The 15,801-nt window shown below is 51.2% G+C and carries 12 protein-coding genes; 6 read left to right on the top strand and 6 right to left on the bottom strand.

Annotation, left to right across the window (positions count from 1 at the left end; genetic code table 11):
* Positions 1–168 precede the first annotated feature (168 nt).
* Positions 169–1,236, bottom strand: a complete 1,068-nt coding sequence (locus tag TPANIC_RS00610; RefSeq protein ID WP_010881570.1) for a KamA family radical SAM protein — start codon at positions 1,234–1,236, stop codon at positions 169–171.
* Between the two features lie 129 nt (positions 1,237–1,365).
* Here TPANIC_RS00610 and TPANIC_RS00605 point away from each other — a divergent pair, with 129 nt between their 5' ends.
* The 4 genes from TPANIC_RS00605 to TPANIC_RS00590 all read left to right on the top strand — a co-directional run bounded on the left by TPANIC_RS00605 (position 1,366) and on the right by TPANIC_RS00590 (position 6,073).
* A complete protein-coding gene (locus TPANIC_RS00605; protein WP_010881569.1) occupies positions 1,366–2,175 on the top strand; it encodes a methionine ABC transporter ATP-binding protein in 810 nt (269 codons plus the stop codon).
* Positions 2,175–2,834 carry a methionine ABC transporter permease gene (locus TPANIC_RS00600; protein ID WP_010881568.1) on the top strand — a complete coding sequence of 220 codons (660 nt, stop codon included), beginning with the start codon at positions 2,175–2,177 and terminating at the stop codon, positions 2,832–2,834. The genes TPANIC_RS00605 and TPANIC_RS00600 overlap by 1 nt, the downstream gene beginning before the upstream one ends.
* Positions 2,835–2,931: 97 nt before the next feature.
* On the top strand, positions 2,932–4,197 hold the full coding sequence (locus TPANIC_RS00595; RefSeq protein ID WP_010881567.1) for a hypothetical protein: 1,266 nt from the start codon (positions 2,932–2,934) through the stop codon (positions 4,195–4,197).
* Between the two features lie 79 nt (positions 4,198–4,276).
* Positions 4,277–6,073, top strand: a complete 1,797-nt coding sequence (locus TPANIC_RS00590) for a major outer sheath N-terminal domain-containing protein (protein WP_010881566.1) — start codon at positions 4,277–4,279, stop codon at positions 6,071–6,073.
* Positions 6,074–6,104: 31 nt separating this feature from the next.
* Here the strand turns inward: TPANIC_RS00590 and uvrB are convergent, their stop codons facing one another.
* Positions 6,105–8,111, bottom strand: coding sequence for an excinuclease ABC subunit UvrB (gene uvrB / locus TPANIC_RS00585; protein ID WP_010881565.1), 2,007 nt, complete (start codon positions 8,109–8,111; stop codon positions 6,105–6,107).
* A gap of 150 nt (positions 8,112–8,261) precedes the next feature.
* On the opposite strand from uvrB, the gene thiD reads away from it, so the two are divergent.
* Complete coding sequence (thiD, locus tag TPANIC_RS00580; protein WP_010881564.1) at positions 8,262–9,071, top strand: bifunctional hydroxymethylpyrimidine kinase/phosphomethylpyrimidine kinase; 810 nt, start codon at positions 8,262–8,264, stop codon at positions 9,069–9,071.
* Between the two features lie 24 nt (positions 9,072–9,095).
* On the opposite strand, the gene hflC is transcribed toward thiD, so the two are convergent.
* Entirely contained in the window at positions 9,096–10,091 is a 996-nt protein-coding gene (gene hflC / locus TPANIC_RS00575) for a protease modulator HflC (RefSeq protein WP_010881563.1), read from the bottom strand.
* A gap of 4 nt (positions 10,092–10,095) precedes the next feature.
* Positions 10,096–11,082: an FtsH protease activity modulator HflK gene (hflK, locus tag TPANIC_RS00570; protein WP_010881562.1), complete on the bottom strand. Its 987-nt coding sequence runs from the start codon at positions 11,080–11,082 to the stop codon at positions 10,096–10,098.
* A gap of 141 nt (positions 11,083–11,223) precedes the next feature.
* Here hflK and TPANIC_RS00565 point away from each other — a divergent pair, with 141 nt between their 5' ends.
* On the top strand, positions 11,224–12,576 hold the full coding sequence (locus TPANIC_RS00565; protein WP_010881561.1) for a C1 family peptidase: 1,353 nt from the start codon (positions 11,224–11,226) through the stop codon (positions 12,574–12,576).
* Here the strand turns inward: TPANIC_RS00565 and rpoN are convergent.
* Complete coding sequence (gene rpoN / locus TPANIC_RS00560) at positions 12,573–14,000, bottom strand: RNA polymerase factor sigma-54 (RefSeq protein ID WP_010881560.1); 1,428 nt, start codon at positions 13,998–14,000, stop codon at positions 12,573–12,575. The genes TPANIC_RS00565 and rpoN overlap by 4 nt on opposite strands.
* Positions 14,001–14,059: 59 nt before the next feature.
* A complete protein-coding gene (locus tag TPANIC_RS00555; RefSeq protein WP_010881559.1) occupies positions 14,060–15,793 on the bottom strand; it encodes a DUF5312 domain-containing protein in 1,734 nt (577 codons plus the stop codon).
* Positions 15,794–15,801 lie beyond the last annotated feature (8 nt).

Below are 15,801 nucleotides of genomic sequence, written 5' to 3'. Positions count from 1 at the left end.
GCGCGGGGCAGAAGAGGACCCCTCGGGGGGGGGCGGCGGTGCATCACTGGGTTCGGTGCATACCACCGTACCCCCTCCTCCGCCTACCTTCACGCAGGGGTGTTTCGCGCTGCCCCGTGTACCACGCGGCGCACTCTCCACTCGATGAGGCGCGGGGTGTTTTGACGGTCAGAACGGGTACGTGTACCACGCGCCATCGATGCCGCGTGCGGAGAACGCCTCGCGTTCCTGATGCCACGTGACATCTTGCTGCAAGGCCAATGCCACAAGCGGAAACTTTCCTCCACCCCCTGGCAAGTCCACCGCAAGCGTGGGAAGCGACAACCCTGAGAGGCGCTCCTTCAATGTGCGCCACAGAGCTAGCGTGTCAGAAAGTGGCACACGAAAATCCCCAGTTCCAGGCGCCAAATCCAACTGAAATAGATACCCCGGCTTAACCCCCAGACAAGTGAGCGCGTGAAACAGTGTGCACAGCGTCTCTACCGAATCGTTCACCCCGCGCAACAGTACCGACTGCGATTGCACAGGGAGGCCTGCGCCTACGCAGGCCTCGAGCACCGCGCGCTGCGTAGAACCGAGCTCTGCCGGGTGATTAATATGCGGAATTATCCACACCGGCTTCATCTCCTGCAGAAACGCAATCAGCTCGGGAGTAAAGGCCTGCGGAGCAAAGGTGACTGCGCGAGTGCACAGACGAATAATCAAATCCGGCGCTACACTGCGCAGTGCGCGGAAAAGCGATGTGACCTGTGCAAAAGAACCAGTGAGTGGATCACCACCTGAAACCAGGATTTCCTTCACCGAAGGGGTAGCACGAAGATACGTAATAATCTTCTCGCGCTCTTCGTTGGGGATCCACCCTGCACGTTGGGCGATGAAACCGCGGCGAAAACAATAGCGACAGTGTGAAAAGCAACGTCCTGTTGCCAACATCAACACACGATTCGCATACTGATGCACCAAAAAGGGTGTCACGCAGTACCGGTCCTCACCCAATGGGTCGGCACACTCGCAAGCATGCACCACACGCTCCTGTGGCGCAAAGCACACCTGACGTTTCAGCGCCTGCGCGTCCGCGCCCTGCGCTTGTGCAATTAAATGCGCATACGCTGGAGAAATATGCTCCGTCAGCGCATCTGCCGCGCAAGAGGCAGGACTCAACGTCCGCCAATGCTCATCAGCACGCCCTGCACCTCGTCTCTTTCTCTGTTCCCGGGTACACTCAGCCATAGACACGGACCACGAGTGCGCATCCTACGGTAAAAATGCATGCGTGTACAAGTCACGCCGTGCACCGCACCCGTGCTGCAGGATCGCATACCGTAGTGTTGACACACGTACCTATTTGCAGAGACCCTGGTCCCCATGGTCAGACTCGAGCGGCTAAAGAAGACATACGCAGGTGTTCCTATACTTCGAGATATTTCTCTAGAGATCCCAGCGCACGGAATGTATGGAATCATCGGCAAAAGTGGTGCAGGAAAATCAACGCTACTGCGCATCATGAGTCTTTTGGAGAAACCTGACGAAGGAGCCGTTTTTTATCACACCACGAGGGTAGATTTACTGCGCGGTGCTGCCTTGCGTGCACAGCGCAGGCGCATAGGATTGATCTTTCAACAATTTCATCTGTTTTCTTCCCGCACCGTCTTTGGGAATGTTGCCTACCCGCTTGAGATTGCACGGTATGCACGTAAGGACGCCTACGCGCGCGTGTTGCATTTGCTACACTTGGTTGGTCTTGCAGACAAAGCACAGGCGCGTATCAGCACGCTGTCAGGTGGGCAGAAGCAGCGCGTAGCCATTGCGCGCGCCTTGGCTGCAGAACCTGCAATACTCTTCTGCGACGAAGCAACAAGCGCTCTCGACCCTCAAACAACACAGTCAATTCTGACGTTGCTGAAAAATGTGCAGTGCTCACTGCGTCTGACGGTCGTATTGATTACACACCAGATGGAGGTGGTACGCGACTTGTGCGATCGGGCCGCCGTATTGCATGAGGGAGAAATAGTGGAAGAAGGAAGGGTGACACAACTTTTTGCTGCGCCACGGCGGCTGATCACACAGCAGTTGTTGTCGGGCTGTTCTTTTGCCTCTTTTGCAAAGTCAGAACCCTTCCATCGAATGTCTTCGGGTGCGTGTGCCGTGCATGCTATTGACAAGGCACACTGGTAATGGCGAACCAGACACTGTGGCTTTTAGTAGCTCGTGCAACCGGACAGACAAGTCTGATGGTGTGTGCTTCAGCAAGTATTGCGCTAGCAGCGGGAACCCCGTTGGGGATATTGCTGTGCGTAATGTCGCCTGGACACGTGTGGGCGCATCCTGCGTGGCATCGTGTGTTAAGTTCGTCAATGAACGTGCTGCGCGCTTTCCCATTTGTGATTTTGCTGGTGGTGTTGCTTCCGCTCTCGCGTATGCTCACAGGACGCACAGTGGGAACGGCGGCGGCTATCCTCCCGCTTGCGATAGCTGCGCTCCCTTTCGTGGCACGGGTGATTGAAAGTGCTCTGCTGGAGGTGGAGCCAGGGATAATCCAAGCGGCGGTGGCAATGGGTTCAAGCATGCGGCAACTTGTACTAAAAATCATGCTGCCTGAGGCTGCTCCTGCATGTGTTTCTGGTGTAGCACTGATGGTAATTAATCTAATTGGATACTCAGCAATGGCAGGGGCGATTGGGGGAGGAGGTTTAGGAGACGTAGCGATCCGCTACGGGTATCAGCGCTTCCAACCAGAGGTGATGACAATGGCAGTGCTTGCAATCCTGGCGCAGGTTGCGCTAACGCAATGGATCGGGCGTATAATCTGTACCCGAATACGAGCGCGCAGGTAGTACCCCGCCAGAGTTAGGCAGGACGTCTGTCCTTGCATGGGTAAAGAGGGAGTGAGGTGCCCTGTACATACGCAGGGGAAGTGTTTACAATGCGGTCATGTTCGCGGATAAGAGTCTTTCCGCGCTGAATGCCGCGTGTCAGCGTGCGCAGCAGGATCTGCAGAGCCATTGTTGCAGTCTCGGTGAACATATTGTGCGCGGCGGTGCTGCGTGTGACATCAGCGGACTTGGCGTACAGGACACTGACATCAGCCGATGCCACGCGCTTCAACGTCAGCGCGATCAGGTTGCTGAGTCTATCCTTGATATTAAGTCGATACTTCAAAGACAAGAAGAACTTGCCGCTCTTGGAAAGCGGGTGAGCAAAGTATTGCACCGCCATGCTCGTCAGGAGCGGGATGTACTCAGGAGTTTTGTAGCCCAGTACTATGCCACCTACGCGCACGTAGGCCTACCTGCGCTCGAACCGATCTATGCGCGTACGGCGGAGCTTGAGTCTACTCTGCAGGATTTACGCGCCAAGCGTGACCAGCTCTTGGAAACATGCACATTTGGTTCAATTCTTGAAAGAGTTGGCCTCCAGGCGAAGAGCGCGGTTGTTCAGCGCAGGATTCGCGTGCTCGAAGCAAAAATTCAAAAGATTATTACGCTCTGTACCCCGGATGTCATTGCGCATCCGGACGTCGAGCGCATGTATCACGCAGGCGAGCTTTCCTCCGCACTCAGTGCCGCGTACGCACGGCTCATATCCGACCGCGGCGTTTACGCGAGCAACCTTCAACATAGCCAGGAGCTTATGGATGAGCAAGAAGCACTCGACGCGCGCCTGCGCGCCCTTGACTGTGGTGCCAAGCCGCTGAAGCGCGTTGCGGCGTTCACAGCGCAGGTCAGTGAACTGGATGAGGATATCAATGCGCTGTGCGCGCGCATCGGTGCTGCATACGCAAGTTGTTTCTTTACCGAGGAAGGATTTGCTCAGCCTCCTTTATCTCAGAAGACAAGACCGACGGTGCCCGATGAACTCAGCACGCTGTTGCGTACCGTGGCAGAAGCGCGGATGCGCGTGGCACGTGCAGGGTATCAGGTAGAGTGCGCCAAGCTCCGTCAAAAGCTTCAGTCAGAGCAGCGTGTGTGCGAAAGCTTTTGCAGATCAATCGAGGAATATCGACGGGGGATCAAAGAGTACGAGGCGATGATCGAATCGGCGCAGCAGAACGTTGCGTTAAGCAAAGCCACGGTAGCGCGTCTGGCGCAGTCATTAGAGGAGGCGTCAGAACGCCTTACCCTATTCGAAACATCGCCGGAACCTATTGTTCTCTCTTCGGAAGTTCTGTCTGTCCCCCAAGAGAAGGCGAGTGTGTAGGTGCTCATGAGATAGAGCTCTCCGTGTCTTCTAGACGGGTGGGGGGGGGGTGAGGTAGAAGTGAGAGGAGGGGGAGTGAGTGGGCAGGCAGGTGATGCAAGCGGGGGTACTTGCGGGCATGGTATGTGCTGCTTCTGGTTATGCAGGCGTACTCACTCCGCAGGTCAGTGGCACAGCCCAGCTCCAGTGGGGCATTGCGTTCCAGAAGAATCCACGCACTGGCCCGGGCAAGCACACCCATGGGTTTCGCACTACCAATAGTCTGACTATTTCCCTGCCGTTGGTGTCAAAGCACACCCACACCCGCCGAGGGGAGGCACGCTCAGGGGTGTGGGCACAGCTGCAGCTGAAGGACCTGGCAGTAGAGCTTGCGTCTTCTAAAAGCTCAACGGCCCTGTCCTTTACCAAACCTACCGCTTCCTTCCAGGCAACCCTGCACTGTTATGGGGCCTACCTGACAGTGGGTACCAGTCCTTCCTGTGTGGTTAACTTTGCCCAGCTGTGGAAACCCTTTGTCACCCGTGCCTATTCAGAAAAGGACACTCGCTATGCCCCTGGTTTCTCCGGCTCCGGGGCAAAACTCGGCTACCAGGCCCACAATGTGGGAAACAGCGGAGTAGATGTGGACATCGGTTTCCTCTCCTTCCTTTCCAATGGTGCCTGGGATAGTACTGACACCACGCACAGCAAGTATGGCTTCGGGGCCGATGCAACGCTTTCCTATGGCGTCGACCGTCAGCGGCTGCTTACGTTGGAGCTGGCAGGGAATGCCACACTGGACCAGAACTACGTTAAGGGTACCGAAGACTCCAAGAACGAAAACAAAACAGCACTCCTGTGGGGAGTAGGAGGCCGACTCACCCTCGAACCAGGCGCCGGCTTCCGCTTCTCCTTCGCCCTCGACGCCGGTAACCAACACCAGAGTAACGCACATGCTCAGACCCAAGAGAGAGCTATCCTCAAAGCAAGGGAAGTGTTTAGACGGGTGGAGGGGAAACTCGTGCAGAACCTTCCCAATATCATGATGCCACCAGGAATCACCGAACAAACCACTCTCATAGAGATGGTAGGACTTGCTGCTTTGATTGCAGAAGGAACGCTCGGCAGCGCCATTCAAACCGTGCTAGCCGCTGGCGCGCTCGCGGCGCTTGTATCGCAACTTGTACCGAACATAGAGCAAGGAGTACGTGATGTCTTCCGCTCTTCCGATCCAAGAGTTGTCACTGCTAAACTTCTCGCTTTCCTTGAGCGCGCACCTATGAACGCGCTCAACATAGACGCGCTCCTGCGTATGCAGTGGAAGTGGCTCTCTTCTGGCATATACTTTGCCACCGCAGGCACTAATATCTTTGGCAAACGCGTCTTTGCTACCACTCGTGCGCACTACTTTGATTTTGCCGGATTCCTTAAGCTCGAAACCAAAAGCGGTGACCCCTACACCCACCTGCTCACCGGCCTGAACGCCGGCGTCGAAGCACGCGTGTACATCCCCCTCACCTACATCCGTTACAGAAATAACGGAGGGTACGAACTGAATGGAGCTGTGCCCCCTGGGACTATCAATATGCCAATTTTGGGGAAGGCGTGGTGCAGCTATCGCATCCCCCTCGGTTCCCACGCCTGGCTTGCACCACACACATCCGTGCTCGGCACAACCAATCGCTTTAACATTATTAACCCCGCGGGCAACCTGTTGAATGAACGAGCGCTCCAGTACCAGGTGGGACTGACGTTCAGTCCCTTCGAGAAGGTGGAGCTCAGCGCCCAGTGGGAACAGGGCGTGCTTGCTGACGCTCCTTACATGGGCATTGCCGAGAGCATCTGGTCCGAACGCCACTTCGGCACCCTTGTCTGCGGAATGAAAGTGACATGGTAAAAACGCGTGCTGTTCGATTCCACCTCCCCTATCAAACCCCGTTTTGCTCGTCTTGCCTTTGCAGTTGCAAAATTTTGTCTCGGATGAGGGCTGCCTCTTCAAATCGTAACTCACGCGCACAAACCTTCATGTGTAGGCGCAACGCCTGTACCATTTTTTTGCGTGCAGCATGTGTGCGCACGTCTGCGTCTGCTGCGCGCAACAGGGGTGCGACCTGTACACGCGCAGCGTCTTTTTTTACTTCCTGCTCACGGACCAGAATATCTTCAATAGACTTTTTAATCGTACGGGGTGTAATCCCATGAGCACGATTATACGCCATCTGAATCTTTCTCCGTCGAGCAGTTTCCTCTATTGCTTCACGCATCGCATCGCTGATTGCATCCGCGTACATTACCACAGTTCCGCGAGCATTACGTGCTGCTCGACCAATAATTTGGATGAGACTCGTCGTCGAACGTAAAAAACCGACTATATTGGCATCCAAAATAGCAATGAATGCCACCTCGGGCAAATCAATACCTTCTCGTAATAAATTTATTCCAACTAATACCTCACATTCCCCCGCACGCAGACTCGTGAGAATTTCTACGCGTTCAATAGTTTCAATTTCCGAATGAACATACTTTGTCCTTATTCCCAGTCCATTGAAATAATCTGTTAAATCTTCAGCCATTTTTTTTGTCAATGTTAGCACCAAACTACGTTCGTTCCGCGCACTACAAGCTTTTACCCGCTGACATATATCTTCTATTTGTCCATCCGTTTTTCTCACTTCGATGCATGGATCTAAAAGTCCAGTGGGACGAATCAGTTGTTCAACTATTTGCACAGACTGTGTGCGTTCCTTCACCCCAGGAGTTGCAGAAATAAAAACTGCTTGATTTAACAATGCCTCAAATTCCGAATCTTTCAGTGGACGGTTATCTCGTGCACACGGCAAGCGAAAGCCAAAATCGATGAGATTCTGTTTACGCACCCGATCTCCTTCATACATTGCACCAAGCTGCGGAAGTGTTACGTGACTTTCATCAACAAAGAGCACAAAATCCTTTGGAAAATAATGAAGAAGCGTCACCGGCGGTTCACCAGATTTTCTACCTGCAATCGGCGCAGAATAATTTTCTATACCGTGGCAATACCCCATCTCTCCGAGCATTTCAAGATCGTATTCTGTGCGCGTTTTTAAACGTGCCGCTTCTGCAAGCTTATTCTCTTGAGTTAATTGTACCAACCGTTCATCGAGTTCTTGTCTAATACGGTCCATGGCGCGAGGGATTGCATCCTCTTTAAGTACAAAATGCTTTGCAGGGTAAACGGTAAGTTCTTCAAATTCCCTTAGAACAGCACCGCTTACAGGATGAATGCGACGGATACGAACAACTCGATCCCAATCGCACTCGATACGATAAAATTCTTCTAAATACGCAGGGAAAATTTCAATAACGTCTCCCCGAACTCGGAAGCGACCGCACTCGAGCACCGCGTCGTTACGCTCGTATTGCAGAGATACAAGTTGCCGCTTGAGATCTTCAAGATCAAGACACTGGTTGACTTCCACGTGGATACGCAGATCACGCCAGGATTCAGGCAACCCAAGACCGTAAATACACGAAACAGTTGCGACTACAATAACATCACGACGTTCCATGAGACTAAACGTTGCAGATAAACGCATTCTATTTATCTCTGCATTGATAGAAGCATCTTTCTCAATGTAGAGATCACGAGCAGGGACATACGATTCAGGCTGATAATAATCGTAGTACGACACAAAATACTCCACCGCATTGTCTGGGAAAAAACCTTTAAATTCCCGGTACAATTGTGCAGAGAGCGTTTTATTATGACTGATGACAAGCGTCGGTTTTTGCACGCGTGCAATAACGTTTGCAACTGTAAACGTTTTCCCCGAACCGGTAACACCCTTGAGCGTTTGAAAACGCGCCCCCGCATGCAAGCCACGCACGAGTGCGTCGATTGCGGCAATCTGATCGCCTGCAGGTTGGAAAGAAGCGTGTAATTTAAATTCTTTCATGTGCTTCGCAGTATCGGTTATTACCATAGGATTTAAAAAATCTGTAGTACATGCTGTGCCTTTCCCTTTGATTTTGCTCTCTTAGAACCTCTGGTTGACAAACCACACCCATGGTGAATAGAGTGGACCCCGCTTAAGAGGAGGCACGTTATGGTCAAGTTGCTTAGCATTGGTGGATCGGATGCTTCAGGTGGTGCGGGCATCGAGGCGGATCTGAAAACTTTCCAAGAGTATGGAGCGTTCGGTGTGGCTACGCTCACCGCCATCGTTACTATGGACCCATCCCGGAACTGGTCGCATCGTGTACATTCACTTGAGGAAGACTGTGTGCGCGATCAGCTTGAAACCGCATTTGCAGGCGTGGGGGTCAGCGCGGTGAAAAGCGGTATGCTTGCCTCTGTCCATGCAATCGAATGTGTCGCGGAGTATCTCGAACGTTTTGCAGTTGCTGCATACGTCTTTGATCCTGTCATGGTATGCAAAGGATCGGGAGATGCATTGCACCGTGAGTTGAACGAATTGATGATCCAGAAACTTTTGCCACGCGCGACAGTTGTTACTCCCAATCTTTTTGAAACCGCCCAGATTGCCGGTATCAGCGTACCACGGACAGTGGACGAAATGAAGGAGGGTGCACGTTTGATTCACGAGCGCGGCGCGTCGCACGTGTTCGTCAAAGGCGGCGGAAGACTCCCCGGTTGCAAGCACGCTCTGGATGTTTTCTACGACGGCAAGACGTTTCACCTCGTTGAAGATGAACTTGTGCAGAGTGGATGGAATCACGGCGCGGGCTGCACCGTATCTGCGGCTATTACTGCAGGACTGGGCCGAGGACTCACCGCCTACGACGCGATACTGAGTGCTAAGAGATTCGTGACTACAGGCCTCCGCCACGGATTCCAAGTCAACCAGTGGGTTGGAACAGGAAACCTCAGCAAATGGCGCGACCGCTTCCACTGACTCAGGCGGTACATACGTGGGCGATCAGTGCTGGTATAGGTGCTTGAAGTATTCCAAGTCGGTTGAGAGGATCTTCTCCGTGTCGGGGAGCGATTTCTTGTACACCTCCAAGCTTTTCCAGAAGCCGTAGAACTCAGGAGATTTCCCGTACGACTGCGCGTACACGGCCGCGGCGCGGGCGTCTGCTTCACCCTTGATACGCTCTGCCTCCTCGTACGCTTTTGAAAGTAAACTGCGTTTTTCGTTGTCGAGCTTTCCAAGCCACTCTGCCTTCTTTCCTTCGCCTGTGGAGCGGAACATTTGCGCGATCTGGTTGCGCTCTTTTACCATCCGATTGAACACAGATGCTTGCAGCTCATCTGAGTACTTAATCCCCTTGAAGATCACATCGACAACGACAATACCGAAATCTTTTAACTGATCATTCGCCGCCTGTGAGATCTCCCGCGCAAGAGACTCTCGCCCCTTTTCTATCGTCATATGCGCAGTTTTCTCCGCACCCCTATCAAAGGCAAGCTGCGACACCGGGACGTCAAACTGCTCGGAGTGATTGGACTCGTTGATAGCGTTCGTGCTTCGCACAACATCGTCTAGGCCATTGACAGTGATAATATCCCTAACTGAGGAATCGATAATGTCAGAAATACGCGAGTAAGCCGCCTCATAAGTCCCCAAAGACTGATAAAACTTTTTGACGTCTTCAATCCTCCACCTACTGGTGGTATCCACCTCAATGAACTGTTTTTCCTTTGTGGGAATCTTCTGAGGATCTCCATCAACGCGCAGGAGCTTGGCTGTATACTTATGCACGTGATGCAGAAAAGGAGCTCTGACATACAATCCAGCGGTGTTATTCGTTTTTATGATTTCTCCGAACTGGGTGATGAGCGCAACCTGTCCTTCCTGGATGAGGTAAAACGGTTGCAGGAGCACAACACCACCTAACAGCACCCCAACGACTATACCTATGTTCAGAACAGGTCGTACACGTGCGTGTACCTGTAGTCCACGTTTCCTCATACCCCTACTCCTCGCGTGTTCCTGCCACGACCTTCTTCGATACCTTACTGATATCCTTGAGCGTTAAAAGATTCTCCAGTTTTTTGTCAATCAACAGCACATTTTCAGTCTTTTCCAGGATAGCCCCCAGTCCCTCAAGGTACAAACGCGTTTTGGTAACATGAGGTGCTTTGACATATTCAGCATAGATTGAGTCAAAACGTGCTACATCTCCTTTTGCTCTATTTACGCGTTCATTCGCATATCCCATAGCCTCCTGAATCAACTTGTCCGCGTCACCTCGGGCCTTAGGAATTTCCCTATTGTAGGACTCTTTTCCCTCGTTAATGAGTCGATTCATATCCTGAATAGCAATATTCACGTCTTCAAACGCTTGCTGTACCTCCTGAGGAGGAACAACATTTTGCAGCTGCACGGAGGAAACAAGAACACCTAGGCCAATCCTTTTCAGGAGAACATTCATCATATCCTTCGCACGCATCTGAATCGCACTGCGCTCCGGCCCCATGATATCAAGAATCGCTCGATCTCCAATTAAACTGTTCACCACTGCTTTTGAAATGTCTCGAATGGTTTGCCTTCGCTCCTGGGACTCAACATTAAACACCCATGCTCTTGGATCTACAATGCGATACTGAACCACCCACTCGACGTCTACAATATTCAAATCCCCCGTAAGCATAAGAGACTCGTGACTGATATTATTCACATAGTGACTCTGCTCGGAACTCTTCGACGTTCTGAACCCGAACTCTTCCTTTTGCACCTTGGTTACCGGCACTTTATACACCCACTCTACAAAGGGGATAAGATAATGCAATCCCGGTTCTAGCGTCCGATGATACTTGCCAAAACGGGTGACCACCCCATTATCAGTGGGAGAAATGATCCTAATAGGGGAGGCAATTCCAACAATCACGATACCGAGCACCCCACCTATGCATCCTGCCACCACGCTCCACGTTGCTGGAGTCCACTTTGGTATTCGCATCACGGCACCTTCCTACACACGCTCGTCTTTTCGCCCATCTTACGGGAAACATTTTCCTGTGACAACACTCACCGTATTCACACAGACTTCGTTGTAGACAGAATAAAAATTCTCACTCAGTATAAAAACACAGGAGGCATGATGTATCTTACAAAGGAACTACTCGATACGTTTGCGCACGAAGTCGCCGCAGATCCTATACACAAAGCGGTCGCAGGAGCTGTTGCGCGCGTCGGTCTTGAAGAAGCTGCACTGAACACAGAAGTGGCGCGTCAGCACACACATATTTTTTCTACCGAGACAAAACGTGGAGAAATGACCAATCAAAAAATGAGTGGTCGCTGCTGGATATTTGCTGCGCTCAACGCCGCGCGTGTAAACACCATGAAAAAGTTGGACATTGAAACAGTTGAGTTTTCCCAAAACTATCTTTTCTTTTGGGATAAATTGGAGAAAGCAAATTTCTTTTTAGAAAATATCCTAGAAACACTTGATGAACCTCTCACCAGTCGGTTGATGGCACACCTGCTTGCAAATCCCGTCCAAGATGGCGGGCAATGGGATATGTTTTCAGGGTTATTAGAAAAATACGGTCTTGTGCCCAAAGAATGTATGCCTGAAACTTTTCACTCTTCCAACTCACGCGTTCTTCTTGCAGTCCTCACTCGTCGGCTGAGGAAGCATGCACAGCTTTTACGTTCTGCGCATGAAGAAGGCGTTGCGCTGCATACCCTGAGGGAGAAAAAGGAAGCGTTCCTTTCTTCCATCTACTCTATCCTCGTGAAGGCTCTCGGGAGACCTCCGGAGAAATTCGACTTTGTGTACAAGGATAAGGAAAAAAAATTTCACAAAGTCAGAGACCTTACGCCGCAGAAGTTTTTTTGCGATTTCGTCGGATGGGATCTTAAAAACAAAGTGAGTTTGATTCACGCGCCAACTGCGGATAAACCGTTTGGCAGAGCATACACGGTTAAATTTCTAGGCACCGTAAAGGAAGCCCCGTGCATCTGCTATGTCAATACTCCCATTGAAGTGCTCAAAGAAGCTACAGCTTCTGCAATCCGAGCCGGGGAGCCGGTATGGTTTGGTTGTGATGTAGGTCAAATGATGACGCGCAAAGATGGTATCATGGATACGGAGATATTCGGGTACGAGTCGATGCTCGGCACTACCCCTGAATTCAATAAAGCAGAACGGCTTGACTATGGCGAAAGTCTTTTAACACACGCGATGGTCATAACCGGTTTTGACGAGGATGCACAAGGTAACCCCGTACGCTGGCAGGTAGAAAATTCGTGGGGAGATGACACAGGAAAAAAGGGCATGTTCTCTATGAGCGATCGCTGGTTTGACGAATATCTCTACCAAATTACGATCGACAAGAAGTTCGTACCACAGGTGTGGCTCGATGCGCTAGAGAAGCCAATAATAGCGCTCGAACCTTGGGATCCGATGGGAGCGCTGGCGGACACCCCTCTGTATCTTAAAAATTAAGAAGAAGAACAAGTGCGCAATTCTGATCGGTACTTATTTACGGTACGTCTTGCGCACTTGATGCCCTGCTCACCGAGCAACTGGGCTATCCTTCGGTCGGAAAGGGATATACGCTGCGTTCGTACCTCTTGTATGAGACGTGATATCCGGTACTTAACTGATACTTTTGAGTGCGGAGAACTCGGGTAATTCTGTCCAAGACTGGACCGATCACGATATTCTTCGGTGGATAAAACCCGAGGGGAGAAAAAGTACCTTAAGGAAAAGTGTTGCGATCCGTACTGGAGCCATTTGTCGCGCACTATGCGGGACACTGTTGAAACGCTCAATCCGGTCCTGTGTGCAACATCTGTCATTCTCAGGGGCGTGAGCTTCGCAGGTCCGTGATCAAAGAAACCGCATTGGTAGTGAACTATTGTTTTCGCGATATCCAGCAAGGTACGTTCCCGGTATGAGAGCATACTTACAAGACTGAGCGCGTCGTGCATGCATGCTTTCAACGCGTGGTTTTTTTCTGCCGCTTTTGAATGCATGCAGTAATCGTTTCGGAAAACCACAGTTGGGATGCCCGTGCAGTTAATCTGTGTAACAAACCCGTGCGCAGTTTTTGTAATCAATACATCTGGTTCAAGCAACATGTTCGTGTCAGCCCGCTGAGCGTTCGACACACACTTACCTGGAAAGGGATGTAGTTCCTTAATGAGGAGCAAAATATCTTTCACGTCATTTGACGAAACCTTCTGCACACAAAGCCCCATACTATTAATCTGTGTCGTCAGCGCGTGCACGGATACGCGTCCATCACACATATTGTCAGAGCAGAAAAGCAATTCGCTGTGGTGTGTTAGTAGATTGATAACACATCGATACAAGGGATCAGAGAAACGCTCAAAGCGCAGCCGCGCTTGGACTGCCAATGATTCTTTAAAATTAAAAACAGCACACCCTTGTGGCTCAAGTCTTTGAATGAGCGCTATTGCCTGCGGTATTTTTTCTTGAAGGGCTGTGGGCATACTACCACACATGTTCTGAAAGATCGCAGGAGATATGGAAAAAAAACCGTGATCATCTAACATCTGGATAAACGCGCACGCCAAATCGAGCACAATCGCTTCGTGTTTTTGATAAAAAACTTGTTCACGCAATACAGCTCGGATATTGTCAACCTGCTTATCGGGCTGATTTTCCAGCAATTGCTGAAAGCGATCACGTGCGCGCATGCGCTCACGTCTATCACCGAGCGACAGGTAACAAGCCTTCCCAGTGCGACGAGCGGACGAAGGACGTATTTCTAAAAGGGGATTGCGTTGCACGGCACGGAGAACCTCGGTCTTCAAATCCCCCCGAGAAAGCTGCAGTAAACAAAGCCCGTGCACCAACCGCTGATTGAGAACTAACCGCTGCTGTTGAACAAGCTGCTGCATATCACCACGTGCCCTGCAAACCAATCCCACGAAAGGAATACAGAAAAGGAGCGAAACGCTCACAGGTGCGTAGTTTCTAGGTTCTCCATTTCTACTAGCGCACGCGACGCCGTTTGCACATACGCTCTCGCCTGAGAAGCCTGCTCACGGAAGCTAGCATTGTCGCTCCCACGGATATCAGACCAATTGGTAAGCGTTGCGTAGGCACTTGTTTTCGACGCCCCGATCATACTCGCCAACATAGCGCCAATGCAATGAAATGCCTTTAAGGTTGCATCAAGCAAGACAGTCGCCTCAGAGTCAATTACCTTTATCAGAGCTTCCAGAATACCCTTACTTTTCATGGTAACTGTGTGCTCTTTACGCTGGGCACTAAAGGCGACTCCCCATTCCCCCACCGGCGAAAGTCTTACCTCGAAATTCCTAATCTTTGCTCCCATCTGCTCCAGTACATTTACCGCGTCAGTGTACTCTATCAACTCATCTCGACGATAGAAACTGCCCTCAGCAAGAATAACGTTCAGCGGCGGTGAAACGACGCGCGCATACGCACCTTCGAACAAATTTTTTAAAAAGACAAAAGACATCTCTCGCCTAAACACAAGCTGATACCAAAACCCTTCCCATGGCCGATGAGTCAACTCTGAGAACTGCTCCCTTCCGAGAAGAGAAAGCATTTGCTCCTTAAGCACTAAACGCTTCTGTGCGGTAGACCACAGCGCCCATTTTTCATTGAAACGTTTTTTCCACGCTTTCTTAAAAAGGACAAACCAATCCTCACCACCGGCAATTGCCCGAGGTTGCCAACGAATGTTCCTACCTGCAAAACGGACAAAATCCTCAATAGGAATGCTGTGCGATAAATCCTTGATAACAACGAGCGCTGCACTCGCCTCCTTAAGAAAGGCAGCAGCGTGCGCAGCGTTATCCACCTGCGCGTCATGCAGCGATGTTTTACTCTTCAGCACAAAAAGCCCCTGCAATACCGCGTCGGGAATATGCTTGCTGTCATGGATAACACACGCAAGCTTTTCCAATTCAGATTGCAAAATAGTAATGGGACACACGGCACTCGCCGGGGAGATGACGGTAAAACGCAGCAGAATACGATCGACAGGCACTTCACAAAAAACCTTCATCCACTCGATAGCGCGCGCCGCCTGATACAACTCAGTTTTATGAGGACCACTCAGGGTGGCAAGGGCGACGTCCATTCTTTTAAGGAGGGACGCACGCAAACCAGAAGGAGTACCATCTCCCTGCGCAGCAAACGGATCGCTGCACGCCATCAGCTGCTCATACACAACGGGAGTGATAAAAGAGCTCAACAGGAGGTAGAAGTCCCCCTTATCGCTATTGTAGCAGGCGAGCAATGAATCAAAAAATACCTGTGTTTTGCGCAACTCGCCCATCTTGTCGTAAAAAACCTTTGTGAAGGTTTTTTCCTTTACGTCAATGTACTGCGCGTAATGCGCCTTAAGATCATTGCCCAGACGCTGGAGAAGTGTTTCCTCGTACAACGCTTCCACCGACGAAGACCGAAAAAAGGACTTTACCCCAATCCAGAAGCGGAAAAAAAAGGTTTCGCCCGCCAAGCTATCCTCTCTGGTATCCCAGCGAGCAAAGGCGCGCTTTTTCTTGACTTTCGCGGGAGTCTCCGCGTTAGCTTCACTAGTACGCAGTGCTTTCCCGATACCGGCAAGCATACGCTGCGCGTCCTCAGTGGAGAGCGTTTCCACCAATTTATCAAATGTTGAGAGCTGTTCGTTCATAGCGTCACCATAGCCACGCACTCAGGGGA

The organism is Treponema pallidum subsp. pallidum str. Nichols (genome assembly GCF_000410535.2).
GTDB lineage: Bacteria > Spirochaetota > Spirochaetia > Treponematales > Treponemataceae > Treponema > Treponema pallidum.
The sequence above is the reverse complement of the archived record's forward strand: the minus strand, read 5'-3'. Positions and strand labels throughout refer to the sequence as shown.

Bases quoted from the DNA above. Each gene is read 5' to 3' on its own strand.
- TPANIC_RS00605 (WP_010881569.1), top strand. From the start codon at position 1,366: ATGGTCAGACTCGAGCGGCTAAAGAAGACATACGCAGGTGTTCCTATA.
- TPANIC_RS00600 (WP_010881568.1), top strand. From the start codon at position 2,175: ATGGCGAACCAGACACTGTGGCTTTTAGTAGCTCGTGCAACCGGACAG.
- TPANIC_RS00595 (WP_010881567.1), top strand. From the start codon at position 2,932: ATGTTCGCGGATAAGAGTCTTTCCGCGCTGAATGCCGCGTGTCAGCGT.
- uvrB (WP_010881565.1), bottom strand. From the start codon at position 8,111: ATGAAAGAATTTAAATTACACGCTTCTTTCCAACCTGCAGGCGATCAG.
- thiD (WP_010881564.1), top strand. From the start codon at position 8,262: ATGGTCAAGTTGCTTAGCATTGGTGGATCGGATGCTTCAGGTGGTGCG.
- hflC (WP_010881563.1), bottom strand. From the start codon at position 10,091: ATGAGGAAACGTGGACTACAGGTACACGCACGTGTACGACCTGTTCTG.
- hflK (WP_010881562.1), bottom strand. From the start codon at position 11,082: ATGCGAATACCAAAGTGGACTCCAGCAACGTGGAGCGTGGTGGCAGGA.
- TPANIC_RS00565 (WP_010881561.1), top strand. From the start codon at position 11,224: ATGTATCTTACAAAGGAACTACTCGATACGTTTGCGCACGAAGTCGCC.
- rpoN (WP_010881560.1), bottom strand. From the start codon at position 14,000: ATGCAGCAGCTTGTTCAACAGCAGCGGTTAGTTCTCAATCAGCGGTTG.